16 protein-coding genes are annotated in these 19,257 nt (G+C 43.7%); 5 read left to right on the forward strand and 11 right to left on the reverse strand.

From position 1 onward, the window contains the following. Positions 1-152: 152 nt before the first annotated feature. Entirely contained in the window at positions 153-1,448 is a 1,296-nt protein-coding gene (locus tag W293_RS0100545) for an ATP phosphoribosyltransferase regulatory subunit (protein WP_025650589.1), read from the reverse strand. Positions 1,449-1,927: 479 nt separating this feature from the next. On the opposite strand from W293_RS0100545, the gene W293_RS0100550 reads away from it, so the two are divergent. Together W293_RS0100550 and corA are read left to right on the forward strand one after the other, a co-directional pair. Beyond that, entirely contained in the window at positions 1,928-2,317 is a 390-nt protein-coding gene (locus W293_RS0100550) for a DUF2237 family protein (RefSeq protein ID WP_025650590.1), read from the forward strand. A 171-nt stretch (positions 2,318-2,488) separates the two neighbouring features. After that, a complete protein-coding gene (corA, locus tag W293_RS0100555; RefSeq protein ID WP_025650591.1) occupies positions 2,489-3,703 on the forward strand; it encodes a magnesium/cobalt transporter CorA in 1,215 nt (404 codons plus the stop codon). 83 nt (positions 3,704-3,786) lie between these two features. On the opposite strand, the gene W293_RS0100560 is transcribed toward corA, so the two are convergent. Together W293_RS0100560 and folD are read right to left on the reverse strand one after the other, a co-directional pair. Continuing rightward, positions 3,787-4,305 (reverse strand): phosphate-starvation-inducible protein PsiE, encoded by a 519-nt coding sequence (locus W293_RS0100560; protein WP_025650593.1) that lies wholly within the window; start codon positions 4,303-4,305, stop codon positions 3,787-3,789. A gap of 98 nt (positions 4,306-4,403) precedes the next feature. After that, positions 4,404-5,291: a bifunctional methylenetetrahydrofolate dehydrogenase/methenyltetrahydrofolate cyclohydrolase FolD gene (folD, locus tag W293_RS0100565; RefSeq protein ID WP_025650594.1), complete on the reverse strand. Its 888-nt coding sequence runs from the start codon at positions 5,289-5,291 to the stop codon at positions 4,404-4,406. A 467-nt stretch (positions 5,292-5,758) separates the two neighbouring features. Between folD and W293_RS0100570 the strand changes: the two genes are divergently transcribed. The 3 genes from W293_RS0100570 (at position 5,759) to W293_RS0100580 (ending at position 9,295) form a co-directional block, all read left to right on the forward strand. Continuing rightward, on the forward strand, positions 5,759-6,370 hold the full coding sequence (locus W293_RS0100570) for a hypothetical protein (RefSeq protein WP_025650595.1): 612 nt from the start codon (positions 5,759-5,761) through the stop codon (positions 6,368-6,370). 67 nt (positions 6,371-6,437) lie between these two features. Beyond that, positions 6,438-7,988: a Dyp-type peroxidase gene (locus W293_RS0100575; protein ID WP_084212254.1), complete on the forward strand. Its 1,551-nt coding sequence runs from the start codon at positions 6,438-6,440 to the stop codon at positions 7,986-7,988. A 158-nt stretch (positions 7,989-8,146) separates the two neighbouring features. Next, positions 8,147-9,295 (forward strand): catalase family protein, encoded by a 1,149-nt coding sequence (locus W293_RS0100580; protein ID WP_025650597.1) that lies wholly within the window; start codon positions 8,147-8,149, stop codon positions 9,293-9,295. 255 nt (positions 9,296-9,550) lie between these two features. Here the strand turns inward: W293_RS0100580 and W293_RS0100585 are convergent, their stop codons facing one another. The 8 genes from W293_RS0100585 to W293_RS0100620 all read right to left on the reverse strand — a co-directional run bounded on the left by W293_RS0100585 (position 9,551) and on the right by W293_RS0100620 (position 18,818). Then, on the reverse strand, positions 9,551-10,699 hold the full coding sequence (locus W293_RS0100585; RefSeq protein WP_025650598.1) for a flavin monoamine oxidase family protein: 1,149 nt from the start codon (positions 10,697-10,699) through the stop codon (positions 9,551-9,553). A gap of 26 nt (positions 10,700-10,725) precedes the next feature. Beyond that, the gene (locus W293_RS0100590) at positions 10,726-11,148 is read right to left on the reverse strand and encodes a hypothetical protein (protein WP_025650599.1); all 423 of its coding nucleotides are present in this window, start codon (positions 11,146-11,148) and stop codon (positions 10,726-10,728) included. 312 nt (positions 11,149-11,460) lie between these two features. Beyond that, positions 11,461-11,949 (reverse strand): M48 family metallopeptidase, encoded by a 489-nt coding sequence (locus W293_RS0100595; protein ID WP_025650600.1) that lies wholly within the window; start codon positions 11,947-11,949, stop codon positions 11,461-11,463. A 189-nt stretch (positions 11,950-12,138) separates the two neighbouring features. Then, positions 12,139-14,184, reverse strand: a complete 2,046-nt coding sequence (gene betT, locus W293_RS0100600) for a choline BCCT transporter BetT (RefSeq protein ID WP_025650601.1) — start codon at positions 14,182-14,184, stop codon at positions 12,139-12,141. Between the two features lie 259 nt (positions 14,185-14,443). Continuing rightward, positions 14,444-16,141 carry a choline dehydrogenase gene (betA, locus tag W293_RS0100605; protein ID WP_025650602.1) on the reverse strand — a complete coding sequence of 566 codons (1,698 nt, stop codon included), beginning with the start codon at positions 16,139-16,141 and terminating at the stop codon, positions 14,444-14,446. A 54-nt stretch (positions 16,142-16,195) separates the two neighbouring features. Next, positions 16,196-17,728, reverse strand: a complete 1,533-nt coding sequence (betB, locus tag W293_RS0100610; RefSeq protein ID WP_025650603.1) for a betaine-aldehyde dehydrogenase — start codon at positions 17,726-17,728, stop codon at positions 16,196-16,198. Between the two features lie 141 nt (positions 17,729-17,869). Further along, entirely contained in the window at positions 17,870-18,442 is a 573-nt protein-coding gene (locus W293_RS0100615; RefSeq protein WP_025650604.1) for a TetR/AcrR family transcriptional regulator, read from the reverse strand. 31 nt (positions 18,443-18,473) lie between these two features. Then, the gene (locus W293_RS0100620; RefSeq protein WP_025650605.1) at positions 18,474-18,818 is read right to left on the reverse strand and encodes a DMT family transporter; all 345 of its coding nucleotides are present in this window, start codon (positions 18,816-18,818) and stop codon (positions 18,474-18,476) included. Between the last annotated feature and the right edge of the window lie 439 nt (positions 18,819-19,257).

A 19,257-nucleotide genomic window follows, 5' to 3' on the forward strand; every position in this document is an offset into this window, starting at 1 on the left:
AAAAACTAAAATGATGTTAAAACTGCTTATAACCTAAGACAGTTTTAAGGTATTTACTATCTGTTTTGCTAAGTACTAACGTATTTTTCGAAAGCGCTTAGCATGATGATTTTTTCTTACACTGGCGGCTATTTACTTAAAATCTGCTACAGCTAAAGGGTTTTTAGTTGCCACTGATTATCAGCAAAATCCAAACGGTGCGTGACATCTGCGGGACTATCTTGCGCATCTAATGGCATGGTAACGCGGTAGCCTTGCTGACGTAAGCTTTCAACTTGTTGTAACAACGTCTGCTTTTGAGTCTTATCAGCATTGTGCAAGGCGGCATAATCCACCAATACAATACTTGGCGCATCAAGCTGCGTATGGGCAAGCAAACGACTGACATCCATACTAAAACCGGTCGCTTCACGTGGCTGCTGGCTATAACTTTGCATACCATCAAAACGCCCACCGCGTACTAGCGGCTGGGTCTCACTATTGATATAGCCGTTAAAGACAATACCCGTATGATAATGATAGCCTGACAGTTCTGTCACATCGATACTGACCGGACACTGCCACTGCTCTTGCAGATGGGCAGTTAGGCGCTGTAACTCGTCAACAGCAGTAGCAATCTGTGTATCCTGCTGCGCCGTCGCTGACAATTTTGCCAATAAATGCGCCATATCATGACCAAAACGTGCCAATGCGTAAAAGTCATCGCCCATCGGTAACGCTTGGCAGACGCGCTTTAGCTCTGGCAAATTCTTATTGGCATACAAGTTCATCAATTGCTGAGTATCATGCTCAGGCAATTCGGCCAATTCAGCCAAACGCTTGAATATCGCCACGTGACCCAAATCGATGTGTAGCGCGGCACTCATATTGAGACTATTGAGCATCGTAAACAACACATCTATAAGCTCAATATCTGCCGCAAGCGAGGCGCAACCAAATATCTCAGCACCTAATTGCAACGGTGTGCGCGAACCAAAAAGCCCTGATGGCAAGGTATGAATCACATCCCCTGCATAGCAGTAACGCGCGATACCTGTGCCGCCGTGATGCGCATCAATACGCAAAATCTGCGGAGTAATATCCGCGCGCACACCCATTAGGCGACCGGTCAGCTGATCGATGATTTTAAAGGTTTGACGCTTTAGATCTTCTGAGGCATCACTGAGCAGCGACTCAGTAAACTCAATCATCGGTGGATTGACCAACTGATAGCCATGCGTAATCAGTTGCTGTGTAAGCTTGTGCCTGAGCACTTCTTGTTTTTGGGCGTCTTCGAACAATACATCGACCACCCCATCAGGCAGCAACCAGCTGTTGGCAACGTCGCTGGCGAAATTGCTCAAATAAGGTAAACGGTTGGGTGCGGCGTTGTGATCAGCGGACTGAGTCGCTGCTTTGTTGGCAATATTTGACTGGACAGGTTTTGCAGAATCAGAACTGACAGACACAATAAATCCTTGTTTGGCGTATCGCTTACCAAAAACGCGGTACTGATGCGGTACTTAAAGGTTATCTTTACAATTGCATTGACGCTGGGCGTTTTTATTTTTAACGCGCAACATCGTTGACCCAATTATTTATAAACAAACTAGGTAACCGCAAAAGGGTGAGTAATAAGTATAAGTTCGGAAGATAAGACGAGTATCTTTATGCGCTAATAAACGACGATAAATAATCAAGGCACTTTATGCTTTAGTTTAGCATAGCAGTTAAGGTTCGCCTAGTGACAATTCGCCACAATCACCATCTAATTTCGGGACATCGCTGCTACAAAGACAACGATTATATTCACCTTAGATACATCGCTGTGCGCCTAAGAATGTTAACATTATCCCTGTATAATAAAGACAGTCATGAGCATGGCGAGAACCACGCCTTCGACCCAGACTCATGGTACACTATCCTATATTTTTATCTCGGAAGCCTTATGTCATCTGATTATCATCCAAACCCAGCCATCAACCAAAGCAACGTTTTAGGCACTGCTCTTGCCAGTTGTTGCTTTGATCCTATCACCGGTTTTTATCGCAATGGCTTTTGTCATACTGGCAATCACGATGTCGGTCAACATACCGTTTGCGCCAAGATGACCAGTGAGTTTTTAAACTTCTCCGCCAGTCGTGGCAACGATCTCATTACCCCGCTACCTGAGTATAACTTTGCAGGTCTACAGCCTGGTGATTACTGGTGTATCTGCGCCTTACGCTGGGTCGAAGCGCTAGACTTCGATATTGCACCACCAATAAAACTCGAAGCGTGTCACGAAAGCTTATTGAGCTTAGTCGATATCGACACCCTAAAAAGCTATGCGCTTTAACGGATACGATTAATGGTTAGTGGTTAGTACTTAACAATGACTACTGTTTAATAATGGTTAGTTTTTAATAAATGACGGCCGTTAATAAATGGTAGCCGTTAATAATGACAACGGTTAAACGGATAAAAAGGTTTGCTTGGCGCGGGCTTTTATTTTATTAAAGGAGGGTGTATGGACAATGATGATGACCAATTGATCAAAAAAACGGCGCGTATTACACCTGAGTCTAACGTCAGTCGTATTTATGCCGATATGCACGACGAGCATCTTTATTTAGACAATTATGACAGCTATATCTACGGCGATACTGACGCCACTGCCGAAGATACGATTGAAACCATGACGGTCTATGATCCAGACTCTGAGCGTTATGAAGATATCGAATATAGCAGCACAGATGAAGTGGTCAGCTGTTACTCCTACTCGCGTAAAACTGGCGAAAAACTCGATCAAATAGCCTTAAATGACGTCAATCGCTGTTTGAGCAACAATGGTCAATTTGTCTGGCTCGGTCTGTATGATCCTAGCTTAGAAACCATGGTCAAAGTTCAAGACGCTTTTGGTTTACATGAGCTGGCGATTGAAGATGCTTTTGCCGATCATCAGCGCGCCAAAGTCGAAAACTACGACAACGATATGGTGTTTGTGGTGCTGCGTACGGCGAAACTTGAAGACAATGTCATTCGCTACGGTACGACAGCGATATTTATGGGCAAAAACTACCTGATTACCATTCGTAATGGCCCATCCAACTCTTACGCTCCTGTGCGTGAACATTGCCATCGTCGTCCTGAAAAGCTGCGTATGGGACCGATATTTGTCCTGCATGCTATTCTCGATTTTATCGTGGATAACTATATGCCGATTACCGATCGTTTGGGTCGCTACTTGCGTGAGCAGGAACGCTATGTATTTACCTACGAGTTCGATAAAAGCACCCTAAAAAACCTCTATGAGCTCAAATCGCAGCTGGTACACATGCGTGCCATTATTTTACCAGTGCAAGACATCTGTAGCTTCTTTATCAATCACAAAAAGAGCGAGTTAATCTCAGGGTTCTCGCAAGCAGCCAAGCCTTACTTTCGCGACGTCAATGACCATCTATTGCACTCTTTAGATGCCATCAATGGTCTCAATGAAATGCTCAGCGTCGTGATGAATACCTATATGGCAATGGTCAATATGGGACAGAACGAAGTCGTGCGTAAGCTTGCAGCGTGGGCTGGTATCTTGGCAGTACCGACAGCCATCGCTGGTATCTACGGAATGAACTTCGACTTTATGCCTGAGCTGCATTGGAAGTATTCTTACTTTGTCATTATGGCAGTAATCATCACTCTATGTAGTTACTTGTATTACAACTTTAAGAGATTAAAATGGTTGTAATATAAAATAAAAAGTATAAAAAAGGGCTGCCATTGGCAACCCTTTTTTTATGCTCATTCTACGTCAATTAGGTGTAATGGACATTATTCACGGCGGTGCTTGGTATGACTATCGGGCGCTTGAGCATTATCAGGAAGAAGCGCCTTGATAGCCAAGTTGGCATACTTCCGATCGAGATTGTCTTCTGGACGACCAAACGTTTTTGCCGTCCACGTTAGCACCACAATAGAGGCGCTCAGTACCATAATAGCCACAGAAATCGTCGCCAGTAGCCACAGATGGAAGTAGTCTGATACGGCCTGCACATCGACTACCAAATGTCGTGACAAAGCCGTAATGGCGATAAATATCAAAAACTGTACCGGCAGACGATGGGTCTTAAAATAAATACCAATCATGGCCAACAGTTCAAGATAAATAAACAACATCAAGATATCTTTTAAGTCCGCTGAGCCTTTTTGGATAATGCCAATAAACTCTTTGCCCGCAGCCCAAACCACGACCACACTGATTAAAAATAAGATTATGTAATGAGAGATATCGACGAACTCTCTACCAATATTTTGCAATCGCTCATGAATACCCACGTTCTTTTTAGCCATGTTAGATCCTATCAACGGTAAAGGGGTTGATGTAGTCTGAGTCTGTATAGGCTCAGGCTTCTTATCTATCGGCAATCCGTGCTCTTATGATTAACTTATTAACTGATATCTAAACCGGCGGCTTTTTCAGCGGCATCAACAGTTTGGCGAATAAGGGTATTAATCGTCATTGGGCCCACGCCACCTGGTACAGGCGTATAAGCACTGGCGATGCTTTCCACACTCTGCATCTCGATATCACCGACGCCGCCATTATCCGTTGGATGGAAACCTGCATCGATGACCACCGCGCCCGCTTTAATCCACGCAGCTTGAATCAATTCAGGCACGCCCACTGCTCCAACCACGATATCAGCGCGCTGAATATGAGCGGCTAAATCCTGTGTTCTTGAATGACAAATAGTCACTGTACAGTTGGCATTCAATAGCATCATCGCCATTGGTTTACCCAAAATAGCACTACGCCCGACGACGACTGCTTCTTTACCTGCCAGCTCAATACCGTGATGCGCTAATAAATGCATGATGCCTTGCGGTGTACATGAGCCATAGGCCGACTGCTGCATGGCCATACGACCAAAGCCGAGACAAGTCACGCCATCGACGTCTTTTGCCAAGTCAATCTGCTCAAAGCAAGCGCGCTCATCGATATGCTCAGGAACTGGATGCTGTAGCAAGATACCGTGAACGTCAGGATTGTTATTAAGCTCATCTATCTTTGCCAAGAGCTGCTCTGTGGTCGTGATACTCGGCATCTCAACGCGGATAGAATCCATGCCGACGCGCTTACAGGCATTGCCCTTCATACGCACATAAGTCGCTGAGGCGGGATCATCACCGACCAATATCGTCGCTAAGCTTGGTGTACGTCCAGTTTTATCCTTGATAGCATCCACGCGCGTGCGCAGTTGCTGTTCTATTTGTTTGGCAAGTGCTTTGCCATCCAATACGGTGGCGGACGCTTGGGCAGTAGACGCAATAGACATAGGAACTCCAATAGAGGGTGCGATAAAAAAATAAAGACAGCGCCGCAATTACTTGCATGCCTGTCTTATCCTTAATCAAGGTATGGTTGATAGTCATATTGTACCTGCCTACGCTAAAAAATCCTAGCGCACAATAGAACTTAACGGCTCGCATTCGACTCAATAAAAAAGTTAAAAACGCTATTTTATTAAAAACTGTCATTTATTGAACCCTTACTCACTGAACAAAGAAAATGACAGTGACTCACTAGAAACGTCATATTTATTATTTTTCTAAATATATAAGCATTCACGTTAATGAATTTTATTTTTTTGTTGAGTTAGATTGCTGTGCTTTGAAACATTTTTTAAGTTTGCTATATTTATGATGAATTTATTTCTCAGGTAACTATCAGAATTAGTTAACTATTGAGGAATTAGCCATTAAACACAGGGCTATTAAAAATAATAATTAGGAGACAATCACGATGCACACCACAGAAAATAAAGAACGTATTATCGATAATTCTGAAGATTTAAAAACTAAAATTACCGAATCCATAGATGCTTTTAAGCTGCGTGCTGAGCTGTTAATGGCCAATATAAAAGAAGGCGGTGATGATAGCTACGATCACTCGACCAGCAATGCCGGAGAAAAAGGTCTTAAGTCAGGCAAAGTGTCTGAGCTTACCGTTATCGCCCCTTTAAAAGAAGGCGGAGCAGAGCGTTTAAAAGAAATCTTAAAAATTGCAGGTGGCAACCTCAAAGGCGCTACGCGAGTAGGTACGCTGCACGATCTGCGTTTTGCGTTTTTAGATAATGATACTCGAGTGCTATTTTGCACGGCTTATGATGGAAATTGGGATCCATACATTGATGATTTTGCGACCAAAATTCCTGAGTTGATGGACATCTTATTTGGTAGTGTCGAAGGCTGGCCTGGTATCAAAGACCCAAGCGTCAAACAGTTTATTTTAGACCATCAGATTACAGCGGCGGCTTGGTACGTTGGTGTCCCTCATCTCACTATTCAAGATATTCGCCGTCAAGACCGTATTGTCAAAGGTATCAATAAAGCTTTGGATGATGCGCAGTCTTAACCTTAAAAAACGTCTAATTTTCAATAACTTTGTATTGTAGAAGAATCCTTTAAAAGTAGGCTTACCTATGAGTAATATTAATAATAAAAAACCACTAACAGAGTTGACCAATAAGTTGCATGACTTAAAAGATGAGTTTGGCAATCGTATTGAAGACAGTAAATTCGATTCGTGGCTCCAAATTATTAAAGAAGACGTTGGCGATAATATTGAGATGTTTGCCCGTAAAGCGCGCGGCGTATTCAATCCCAATCTGGTCGATATGCAGCTAGAAGACATTCAATCTCTTATTTTGCGTGAGCGCCCTAGCCCTTATTTCGGTACAGTTATCGCCGTCAAAGTCAATAATGCCGCCGTTGGACGACAAATGCTTGCCCAAGTTTTGCCCGATGTGACGGGCAGCAAAGAGTGGCATAAAGACATGCAAGCGACACTGTCTATCGTTATGACTTATGAGGGGCTAGAAGCATTGGGTGTGCCGCAATCCTCCTTAGAGAGTTTTCCTGATTCCTTTAAAGCAGGTATGGCGAATCGTGCCGATAAGTTGCGCGATACCGATGGCAATGATCCTGAAAACTGGATGGCACCTTTTGGTGATAAAGGGGATATCCATGTTTGCGCTGCAATCATTGCCGATAGCAAAGAAAAATGGCAAGCAAAACTTGCTGAACTAAAAGAAAACATGCAAACGCATATCGACTATGAGCATCCTGCCAACGGTGATATCGAAATCCTCATGGAACACGATTTTGGTTCTGACAACAATGTCAAAAATGTCTTTGGCTATCGTGATGGTATCAGTAATCCAGAGATTAAAGGCAGTGGTATCCAAACGCCGCCGAGTAGCACGAACGAAGCCATCGCAGCGGGTGAGTTTGTCTTGGGTTATGAAGGAGAAGCTGGCACGATTCCACCGATGCCGCAGCCAGAGATCTTGGGCAAAAATGGCTCGTTTATGGTACTACGTGCTTATAATAGCCATGTTGCTGCCTTCAATAAATTCCGCAAAGATAACACCGATAGCGAGGAAGAAGCTGAGCTTTTAGGCGCAAAAATGTGGGGACGCTGGCGTTCTGGTGCGCCCCTCGACTTGTCCCCTGATCATGATGACGAAGCGTTGGGAGACGATGCAAGCCGTAACAATGATTTCGGCTATAAAGACGATCCCTACGGTAAAAAATGTCCCTTCGGTGCCCATGCACGGCGCATGAACCCAAGAGACAGTAAGGACTTTATTTTATCTGATGTACGAATTCATAGAATTGTCAGACGTAGCGTCGGCTTTGGCGAAGTATTACCGCCTGATGTGACCGAAGACGATGGCAAAGAGCGCGGTTTATTTTTTATTGGTATCAATGCTCATGCGATGGAAACAGTCGAATTCTTACAATCACAGTGGATTAACGACGGCAACTTTATGAGCCTAGGAGAAGAAAAAGATCCAATGATAGGTTTGCATCATAGTAATAAAAACAGCGATGCGAATACTTTTACTGTGCCTGATGATCCTATTCGCAAACGCTATCATGGTATCGAAACTTTTAATACCTTGTACGGCGGTGAGTATTTATTTATACCAAGCTTATCAGCACTAAAATGGATCAGCCAGCTGTCGTAATAGGATAATAATCCTACAGGTTTCGTACATTCTATTACTTATTTATATCTTACAATTGTTCGCTCTTTAAATAAAAGCTATAAACTTTTTATCAATCTATCTCTCGGTGCTGTTCAACCATTTCAACACCCCCACTATTATAATAAATAGGAAAAACCATGTTAAAGAAATTATTTAAAGCCAAATTTACGCCTTACGATGCTAAGTATATTCAGCTAACAGCAAAAGATGAGCAGAACATTCGTGTGATTACCGATGATATCAAGAAATACATCGCTAGGAGCGACGATGCCAGTAATATTGGTTACCATACCCGCGATGCCCATGCCAAAGGCTATTGCGCACTCAAAGCTAAGTTTGAGATTTTGGATAATATCCCAAAAGAATATGCCCAAGGTCTGTATGCCACATCAGGCATTCATGATGCCGTGATTCGTTTTTCTAATGGCGCCTCACGCGTTTCACCTGACCGTAAATTAGGGTTAGCACAAGGACTGGCTATCAAAGTTTTTGATGTACCGGGCGAGAAGCTAGCACCAGGTGAAGAAGATAGTACGACTTTTGATTTTAACTTGATCAATCATCCGGTGTTCTTCTGTAATAGAATCGAAGATTATGCCTATATCTCTAAGCTTTTTTTAGAGCTACCGGAGTATGCTGAAAAAGGCGCGAGAGGCAAAGCAAAACTGGCTTTTAACTGGCTAACCAATTACGGCTCAAGACTACCAAGCAAAGAATCATTTAAAACGTTTAAAGCGCTCGGCGGTTTTACGACGATTGAGTCTAAAAACACCTTACTTTACGATTTTCACTCGCAAGGAGTAGTACGTCATGGTGATTACATGGCCAAAATCAGAGTTACGCCAACAGCAGCATCTACTAAGAAGATAACTCGCCGTGATTTAGATGTTAACGCAAGCCAAGAAGCGATTCGTCCATTGATCATCGAAGAGATACGTGAGCATGATTATCAGTTTGACGTCCAGATTCAGCTTTGCCGTAACCTGAAAAAGCAACCCATTGAAGAGATTACGACTGAATGGAAAGAGTCTGACGCGCCCTTTGTGACGGTCGCAACATTGACGATTCCGTGTCAAGATGTGCCAGATGATGGCAATTTTGAGATTATGGAGAACTTGTCCTTTACACCGTTTCGCTGCTTAGCAGAAAACCGGCCTATTGGTAATCTACAACAGTCGCGCCTAAAAGCTTATCAGATCGCGTCGGAGACTCGTCATAAACTTAATGATGTCAAACGCCAAGAGCCTAAGAGCTTAAAGCAGACTTTTGATAAATCGTTCTTTTAAGTTTTAGATGTAGATTTAGAGGATGCTGAACATACTATTGTCCGTACGACCTCATCAAATAATTAACCAAAAAATCGGTCTTTTATAGGCCGATTTCTTAATAAGGTTGGGTTATTTTTTTAGTGTCTAGGGTCTGTTGAACATTCAAATGTGGCAGTGGCGGTGGCTATTTTTTAGACAATACGCAGTGAAATTTTTGACGCCTAGTCGTTCTAGGTTAGACAATTTCGCCATGTATTGGCAAATAATTGCAGACTACAATATAACATCAAGCAAAGTTTGTACCGCCCTATTTGCTGCGTCGATAGCACCAGCGATATAACCAGGAAATGCTTCTGACCATTCACTTGCGCTGCCCGTTATACCATCTTGCCATATGCCTGTTTTTGGCTTGGCAGTAGGTGCTACGGCATGCTGATCTGTGCCACTGGCATCAGCAGGTATTGCAGTCAATGGGTCTTGCGCCCAATCTTTTAGATATTCAGCCGTTGGTGTCTCTGCCTGCACCCCAAATAGACGTACCAGCTGCGCTCGGCAATGGGCTTTCAGCTCTGTTTCAGAGACGCTTTGGCGAACATGAGCAGGAACCCCAAAGAAGCCAAATAATGCCCCATCGCCCTCTAGCAAGGACGCATCATGAATCTCAGTAAGCGGTCCTACTGCACTGCGCGCTGAACCCGATAGTCCTTGATTCCGCCAAAATGGTGAATCATAAACCGCCACATATTTGGCATGTGGCGCCATCCACGTCGCAGTCTCTTGCCATTCATTTGCTACATCTAGCGGTAAAGCAGGTTCAAATATGATATTACTGACCGCCAAGCGAGGCGGTAGCGCAAGCAACACATGCTGCGCTCGATAAGTAGTTATTTGACCATTTGTCATGTGTTCAGAGCTGCATTCGCTCTCTATTTTGATATAGTGATCAGTCTTGGTTAAGCGCCTTACTATCTGTCGCGTTACGATACGCTTGGCATCTAAGCGCGCGTATAAAGCATCAGTTAGAGCCGTCATTCCACCCACGAGGCGCATAGATGGTGGCGAACTCTGATAGCTTTGAGTACGGCTAGGTAACTCATTGGCAGCACGCTCAACCATCATGTCGCCTTCTTCGAACTGAGCGAAACGTGTCAAATCTAATGCCTCAATCAAATCACTTAATTGCGGCTGATACTCTGGCCAAAACCACGAGGGCCCTAAGTCGAAGCCATCGTTTGATTTTTCATTATCCACACTTTGACTACTAGCATTCTGATCTACTGATGATTTCGCAATAGCGATGCGCCCGCCCACTCTATCACGTGCCTCAAGCAATATATAATCGATGCCTCGTTGCTCTAATAAAAATGCCGCATATAGACCACTTAAGCCACCGCCAACAATCACAATAGGTAGGTTTTGCATAACAAATCATTCCTGCTCAATAAAGATTATTCAGCCAATAGTTTAGTAAGCAGCTCATCTATCTCAACTTTAAACTCTTTATCTTCAATTTTATTGGCGGTAATTTTGGCATTCTGTAAATTTTGAATAGCCGCTTCCTTTTCGCCCAGTTCAATCTGTAGCACCGCCATAGAAAAGGCAATCGATGACATGTGGTCTTTCGAATTAATCGCGGTCGCTTTGGTTAGTGCTTTGTCATAAAGGACCAGTGCTTCGTCCAAATCTTCTGTAAAGTCAGCAAGCGTTTCCCACTGCTCTGGATGATCTTTGTCTGTGTTTTCGTTATCAGTACAGATGGCTTTTAGCTCAGCATAAAACGCATCAAACGCTGCTTGATTGCCTATACGGTCGGCCTCCAATAACTCTTCAGCTAACTTATAAATAGATTTATATATTTTGGTATTAATCATTGCTTACAACCTTTTATTAACTTGGGGTATAGATTATTTGGTTAGGATTATAACGTAATTCTAGGGCGTGTCCTCATTTTAAAAATGGTGATAAAAATGAGATAAATTGCAGTCAAACAAGGAAAATAGCGCAGATAATATCGGGATATTAACCAGCTATTTAACGATGTTTGGCAAAATTTAGCCATTTTTAGCCCGTTTAGATATGATCAATTGAATTGAGGACACGCCCTAGCGGCTCAGATGATTGCCACAGAAAAGGACACGATATTTATATGGCTGTTATTAAGATTACTATGAACGTTATTAGGGCTACAACTCTCGCCAGTGCAACCAAAGCCGCGTATCTAGCTCAAACTGGTGATATTCAGGCTCCATATGGCAGCATAATTGATAAAACGCTTTGTTATGCTCATGCTCTTTAAAATGTGCCAACTCATGCACAACAATCATGCGCAAAAACTCAGGCGGCGCTTCTTGAAATAAGCTCGCCACGGTGATGCTATTATGCGATTTCAGCTTACTGCCCTGTACGCGAGACTGAGTGGTATGAATACCCAGCGCATGTTTTAAGACTTTTAATTTACTGCTATAACTGACATTCGATAACGGGCCAACTTTGCGCATATATTGGTTTTTTATCTCATTGATATACTGATAAAGTGCTTTATCGCTTTGTACTTGGTGCTGAATAGGATACTTTTTTGCTAGATAAGCGCCCAGTTTACCTTCACTAATGAGTAACGCGGCTTGGGTTTGAATTTGCTCAGAATAATGAGCGATGTACTTGAGTGTGGTCACAAATTTATCCTTTGCTGGTACTTCAAATTTTGTCTGTCTAGATTTTACCCTATATCTACTATCTGCCTATCATTGGTTCATAAATAAACCCCATAAGTTGAATCCAACTTATGGGGTTATCTCTTACAATACTTTTATTTAGAACCTACTACGTATAGATAGTTTTATACGCGATTGCCAATGAATCCATTAACGCTCTAAATGTAGATACTGCAAATGACGCTCGTACTGATTTAAGATATCGACCAATACTTGCTCTTTAGAGTAGCCCACCAAGTCATACTCTTGCGAGCCTTCGCTTAAGAACACTTCGGCACGATAATAGTACTCTGCATTCTTAGTTGAGGTGCTCAATGTGAAGTTAGGACGCTCAGCTTTGATCAAATTAACTTCATAAATAAAGTCATCTTCATCGCCATGTCCAACACGCAATTTGAGACCATCTATTTGACCGCTACTCTCGTCCATACCCTCATCTATATCTTGCCCGATATGTTCAGGGTTACGGATATCCAAAGACGTCTTTAAACCACCTGCGGCAAATTCTTTTTCAACTTCCGTCATGGCAGGTCTGACCACATTTTGTAAAAACCGTTCAACTTGTGCATGTTTAGGGAAGCTGACAATACGTTGCAAGCGAGCTTTCCAGCTCTTACCGCTATCGAGCACGTTAGCCGTACCAATCGTACTGGCTTTGCGCTTATTACCCTCTTCTTTTAATGATCTCCACATCGCCACCATATAAAGGACTAAAATAAGCGAGAATGGCAAACCGGCAATCACAGATACTGACTGTAATGAGGCAAAACCACCAGCAAACAATAAGCCTAAGGTAATAAGACCGGTCGCTGCTGCCCAAAATAAGCGTAACCAAACTGGTGCGTCGGTATCATTGGTCATGCCTCTTGAGCTTAGGTTCGCCAATACTAAAGCGCCTGAGTCAGCTGAAGTCACAAAGAATACTAACCCAATCACAACACCGGCAAATGATAGCACTTCGCTGTAAGGAAAGTACTCAAACAAGGCAAACATACCCATCGCTGCATCATTAACAGCGATTTCGCCAAGCTCGGTTGCACCATTGGCGACCAAATCTATCGCTGAATTACCAAAGATAGAGAACCATGCAAAAATGAAACCAAGTGGGATAAACATCACGCCAAACACAAACTCACGCAAGGTACGACCACGGCTAATACGCGCGATAAACAAACCTACAAATGGCGCCCAAGCGACCCACCATGCCCAGAAAAATATCGTCCAGCCTGATTTCCAATCGGCACCAGCAGTACCGTCATAGGCATACACATCAAAGGTTTTGAAAACGATGGTTTGGAAGTATTGACCAATATTTTGGGTAAAGGTATTCAGCAAATATACCGTGTTACCCATCACCAATATCGCGATTAATAGCAATATCGACGATAGCATATTAAATTCGGATAAACGGCGGACGCCTCTTTCCACACCAGTCATCGCAGAGATCGCTGCGGCAGCGACCACACCTATGATGATAAAGGTTTGAACCATTTTGCTGGATTCAATCCCAAACACATGAGTCAAACCCGCATTGGCTTGCAATACACCAATACCCAAACTGGTCGCAATACCCATCAAGGTACAAACCACACCAAAGGTATCGATACCATCACCAAGCCAGCCTTTAATTAAGCGCTCGCCAAAGATAGGCGTCAGTGGTGAACGTAACGCGAGTGGCATGTTTTTGCGATAAGCAAAGTACGCCAATGCCATCCCGATTAGCGCATAAATGCCCCAGCCATGTAGACCCCAATGTAAAAAGGTCTGCGCAAGTGCTTCACGCATGGCCGCCTCACTGGCAGGCTCGAGCCCCGTATGTGGCGTTAGATAATGCATCAACGGCTCAGACGCACCAAAGAACAATAAATCAATGCCGATACCAGCAGAGAACAGCATCGCGGCCCACGCTAAAAAGGGAAACTGGGCTTTTTCGTGATCTTGACCAAGCTTGATATCGCCATACTTGGAGAAGCCAACAAATAACGCAAATATACTATAAGCAGCAACCACCAACATGTAATACCAGCCAAAGCTCTCTGATACCCATGCCATACTTGAGCTTAATAATGCCTCACTATAATCTGGAAACGCAATTGTCCAGATGATTAATAAAATAGAAATAATAGCTGAACCTAAAAAAACCGTCTTATTTAGAGTCAGGGGTTTCGTCGCATCTTTTGATGGCGAGCTGTACATAAAAGACCTCAATAGGTAAATTAAACAGGGTCTGATATTGCTTTGTCCGTCATAACTTTATGACTGATAACCGCATGACATATAAATAACCGCATGACGCACAAAGCAGTACCAATAAATAAAATTTGCTACCTTTAAACTGTTAGAAAAATAGCAAAGCAAACGATAAACAGAGGCAGCCTTAAAAGCTTCATCTGCTTAACATTAGCGCGGATAAAAAAGACCTTTATGTAAAAAGGCCTTCTTATTAATATTTAATTTAAACAGAACCATAAGCACGCATCGGCTCAGCTCTCAATGGTGCATCATTGGCCGTATAATAGTCCGCTGTTGAGCGTGGCAGCTGTACACCGCGCATCTTATCAACGATTTTTTCTGCCAACATAATAGTCGTCGCGTTAAGATTACCACTAATTATATTTGGCATGATAGACGCATCAACGACTCGCAAGCCACTAATACCGTGCACTAGCCCTTCGCCATTGACGACCGAATCATTACCTTCGCCCATTGGACAAGTACAAGAAGGATGATAAGCCGTCTCACTATGGTTACGGACATATTCATCTAACTGCGCATCGGTCACTAGATCATCGGTCGGCGCAATAGCACGTCCACGATAAGGGTCAAGCGCTGGCTGATGCATAATCTCACGAGTGATGCGCATGGCAGCACGGAACTCTTGCCAGTCTTGGTCATGAGACATATAGTTAAATAAGATACTTGGATGCGCGCTTGGGTCTTTTGAGGTCAGCTTGACACGACCACGACTTGGCGAGCGCAATGAACCGACGTGTGCTTGGAAACTATGAGAGTTCACTGCACTGCGACCGTCGTAACGCACCGCTAACGGTAAGAAATGATACTGGATATTAGGATGGGTAAACTTCTCATCGGTACGAATAAAACCGCCGCCTTCAAACTGATTAGACGCGCCAAGACCAGTACCCATAAATAACCACTCCGCACCAATCGCTGGCTTGTTCCACCATTTATTGGCAGGTGCAATTGAGACCGGTAGCTTACATTCATACTGCATATACAGCTCTAAATGGTCTTGTAGATTATTACCGACACCCGGCAAATCTAAAATCTCAGTCACGTCCAAATCTTTAAGCCATTGACCAGGACCAATGCCAGAGCGCTGCAACAGTTGCGGTGTGGCAATCGCGCCCGATGAAACAATCACTTCACGAGATGCGTAAAAGTTTTTAGTTTGACCTTGATGTTCTACTTTGACACCGACAGCACGCTTGCCATCGAACAAAATCACATCAGTCAATGCACCAGTCAAAATCGTGATATTGCTACGCTGCTTGGCACGGTCAAGATAACCGCGAGCCGTTGATGCGCGGCGACCATTGGGCGTCACAAAGCGATCCATTGGCCCAAAGCCTTCTTGCTGATAGCCATTTAGGTCATCAGTGCTTGGATAGCCAGCTTGCACGCCCGCTTCAATCATCGCTTCAAACAGCGGATTGACTCCTGGCTTTGAAGTAGTCATCTCAACTGGACCACCGACGCCATGATAATCGTTTTCGCCAGCGTCGCAGTTTTCTAGCTTTTTAAAGTAAGGCAGACAGTCTGAATAAGTCCAATCTTCCAAGCCTTTAATTTTCGCCCAATCGTCAAAATCGAGCGCATTGCCACGGATATAGCACATACCATTAATCAACGATGAGCCGCCAAGACCTTTACCGCGACCGCAGTCCATCACGCGATTATTCATATTCGGCTCGGGATCGGTTTTGTAGCCCCAGTTATAAGTCGTCCCTTGCAACGGCATGGCGAGCGCCGCTGGCATCTGCGTGCGAAAGTCTAAGCGATGGTCTGGACGACCCGCTTCTAACAGCAACACCTTAATGTTGGCATCTTCGGTCAAACGCGTAGCCAGCACATTTCCTGCTGAGCCTGCGCCAACAATGATGTAGTCATACTCAGGTGTGGTTGTTGTCATAAAATGCTCCATAATATAGTCTGTTTAAAATAAGAATTAATAAAATACAATTTATTAAAATACAGACTCAAACGCGCCCAACTCTACTTGAATAGATTTGGTCTGTGTATAGTGCTCAAGGGCTTCAATGCCATTCTCACGGCCAATACCCGAATGCTTATAACCGCCAACTGGCATTTGTGCAGGTGATTCACCCCAAGTATTTAACCAGCAAATACCGGCTTCAATCTGACCGATCACTCGATGTGCGCGAGTCAAATCAGCGGTTACCACCCCTGCTGCCAAGCCGTACTCGGTATCATTGGCACGGCGAATGACTTCTTCTTCGGTCTCATAAGTCAATATCGACATCACTGGGCCAAAGATTTCCTCACGTACAATAGTCATATCATCGCTACAATCGGTAAACACCGTCGGGGCGACAAACGCGCCATTGGCAAGTTCGCCTGACGTGATACGTTCGCCGCCAGTCAATAGACGCGCGCCACCCTTTTTACCTTGCTCGATATAGCCAAGTACTCTTTCCATATGCGTAAAGCTGACCATTGGACCCATATTGATGCTCTCATCCATTGGATCGCCCAATTTGATACGATTGGCGCGCGTTAAGATAGCCTCTTCAAACTTGGCTTGTAGCGCTTTAGGGATAAACACACGCGTGCCATTGGTACAAACCTGACCGCTGCTATAGAAGTTCGCCATCATGGCGATATCAGCAGCGGTATCGATATCGGCATCTTCAAATACGATTAATGGCGACTTACCACCAAGCTCTAAGGTCACGTCTTTCAGCGACGATGATGCTGCACTCGACATGACTTTTTTACCAGTCGGCACACCGCCAGTAAACGATACTTTGGCGATATCAGGATGCTGAGTTAATGCTTCGCCAACTTCGTAGTTACCCTGTACGACGTTAAAGACGCCATCTGGCAAACCCGCTTCGGTAAATATTTCTGCCAGTTTTAAGGCGGTTAATGGCGTGACTTCTGATGGTTTAAAAATCATCGCATTACCTGCGGCCAACGCAGGACCCGCCTTCCACATAGCGATTTGGATAGGATAGTTCCATGCGCCAATTCCGGCTACCACGCCGAGTGGTTCCTGACGGGTATAGACAAAGCTGCTATCACGCAGCGGAATCTGACGACCTTCAATCATTGGCGCGAGCCCTGCATAGTACTCAACGACATCAGCACCAGTGACGATATCGACATATTTGGTTTCAGAAAGCGCTTTACCCGTATCTTTGGTTTCGAGCAATGCCAAACCATCATTGCGCTCACGCAATATCGCAACTGCCTTTAATAAAATGCGACTGCGCTCAACCGCTGTCATCGCTGCCCAAATTTTTTGACCTTTTTGCGCCGCTTTTACCGCTTCGTCTATCTGCTCATCGGTCGTTTGCTGAATAGTGGCGAGCACTTCACCCGTCGCTGGATTAATATCTTCAAAAGTAGTCAGCGTTTCATCGACAGCCAGATAGCGACCGTTAATATAAGCGGTTTGTACTTGTTCTAAATCGATAATGTCTGTTAAGTTACTTAGATTTGGGTTCGGATTTGGGTTTGTCTTTGAATCTGTCATGAGTTCTCCTGTCGACGACTGGCAAAAGCTTTATAAAAAGCGCTTATACCAAATAATTTCGTCATTGTTTAAGTTTTAAAAAATAAAATTTACGTGGTTCTTTCTTAAGGTTTTTTTAATGAGTTATTTGAGAGCTATGTTTTAATCATTCTCAGGTTGCGTCATCTTTATCAAACGCGCGCGTAATGATTTTTTGTCCGATATATTAATTCCTGAAAAATCAGAAAGCCAAATACCATCAGCGACCAAACGCACCATACATAGCGTTTCAGTATTATCGGTTGCTTTATGCTTTTCCAATTGCTCATTCGACCACGCAGCCCACAACTCACGCAGCTCGCTATCACCCAGCATCAATACATACAAAGTGGCTTGATTATCAAACTCTTCCTGCCCTTTTTCGCCCAAGCTAATCGTGGCATCGATATAAGCGCGGGTGAAAGAACCATAACGCACAGGGTCTTGCGCCATAGCTTGATTGACTTCTGCCTCAAACTTCGCCATCGCATCATGAAACACTTCAAGAATGAGCGCATTCTTAGTAGCAAAGTGATGCATCACGCCACCTTTGGTCACCCCGACTGCATCAGCAACGGCTTGAAAGGTCACTTTAGACAGCCCCTGCTCTAACGTGATTCGTGCCGCTTGATCTAGCAGTGCACGGCGCACCATTTCTGGCTGTTTTTTACGTTTATAAGGGTTTTCTGTTTCCATCTTTATTTCCATGTTTGTTTTCACCTACCTGTCAGTGCACCACAGAGTTAGACAGTAAGTTCATTACAATGACACCGCCGACAATCATCGCAATGCCTACCACCGCTGCGGTATCGAGATTTTGCTTAAAAAACAGCAAGCCCACGAGCGAGGTCAAAACAATGCCCAATCCGCCCCACAGCGCATAAGCGATACCAAGCGGAATGGTTTTGAGAGTTTGGGTCAACAAGTAAAACGAGATAGCATAAAGCACGCCCATAATCAGGGTCGGCACCAAACGCGTAAACTGCTCTGACTTTACTAAAAATGTCGTGCCAATCACTTCACAAATGATAGCAATGGCTAGGTAGCCGTAAGCAATAGTGGTAGGACTCATAGTTAAGATACCTGCTTCAAATCATGCATATCTTCTCGATTAAGCATAAGTTAGTCTGCATAAATAGTTTGAGTATGCATTAAAGAAACCATACGGTCGGTATTGTATAGAAATAATTTAGCAATGTGAAGGGCTGGTTTATGCTATTTTGTTTCATTGCATACAAACGATTGTCTTATTATTCAAAATACTAAGTCGAAAATCTACACGATTTATCTGATTAAATTGCAATTATGATTTTATAATCATTCTGCATAGATAAGGATTTCAGCTATTTTTAGCTCATTTAGCATGACTATTGAGTGAATTGAAGACACGCCCTAGCCAATAAATAAAAATTGTAAAGGTCAAAATGTGCCAAAGCAGTTCGTTTTATCAGGGATTACCGGTTATTTTTGACAGATTACGACAATATTTATAATTAATGGCGTAATAAGGT

This window comes from Psychrobacter sp. TB67 (genome assembly GCF_000511065.1).
Classification (GTDB): Bacteria; Pseudomonadota; Gammaproteobacteria; order Pseudomonadales; family Moraxellaceae; genus Psychrobacter; species Psychrobacter okhotskensis.

Coding starts and splice junctions, on each gene's coding strand:
- W293_RS0100550 (WP_025650590.1), top strand. CDS start 1,928: ATGTCATCTGATTATCATCCAAACCCAGCCATCAACCAAAGCAACGTT.
- corA (WP_025650591.1), top strand. CDS start 2,489: ATGGACAATGATGATGACCAATTGATCAAAAAAACGGCGCGTATTACA.
- W293_RS0100560 (WP_025650593.1), bottom strand. CDS start 4,305: ATGGCTAAAAAGAACGTGGGTATTCATGAGCGATTGCAAAATATTGGT.
- folD (WP_025650594.1), bottom strand. CDS start 5,291: ATGTCTATTGCGTCTACTGCCCAAGCGTCCGCCACCGTATTGGATGGC.
- W293_RS0100570 (WP_025650595.1), top strand. CDS start 5,759: ATGCACACCACAGAAAATAAAGAACGTATTATCGATAATTCTGAAGAT.
- W293_RS0100575 (WP_084212254.1), top strand. CDS start 6,438: ATGAGTAATATTAATAATAAAAAACCACTAACAGAGTTGACCAATAAG.
- W293_RS0100580 (WP_025650597.1), top strand. CDS start 8,147: ATGTTAAAGAAATTATTTAAAGCCAAATTTACGCCTTACGATGCTAAG.
- W293_RS0100585 (WP_025650598.1), bottom strand. CDS start 10,699: ATGCAAAACCTACCTATTGTGATTGTTGGCGGTGGCTTAAGTGGTCTA.
- W293_RS0100590 (WP_025650599.1), bottom strand. CDS start 11,148: ATGATTAATACCAAAATATATAAATCTATTTATAAGTTAGCTGAAGAG.
- betT (WP_025650601.1), bottom strand. CDS start 14,184: ATGTACAGCTCGCCATCAAAAGATGCGACGAAACCCCTGACTCTAAAT.
- betA (WP_025650602.1), bottom strand. CDS start 16,141: ATGACAACAACCACACCTGAGTATGACTACATCATTGTTGGCGCAGGC.
- betB (WP_025650603.1), bottom strand. CDS start 17,728: ATGACAGATTCAAAGACAAACCCAAATCCGAACCCAAATCTAAGTAAC.
- W293_RS0100615 (WP_025650604.1), bottom strand. CDS start 18,442: ATGGAAACAGAAAACCCTTATAAACGTAAAAAACAGCCAGAAATGGTG.
- W293_RS0100620 (WP_025650605.1), bottom strand. CDS start 18,818: ATGAGTCCTACCACTATTGCTTACGGCTACCTAGCCATTGCTATCATT.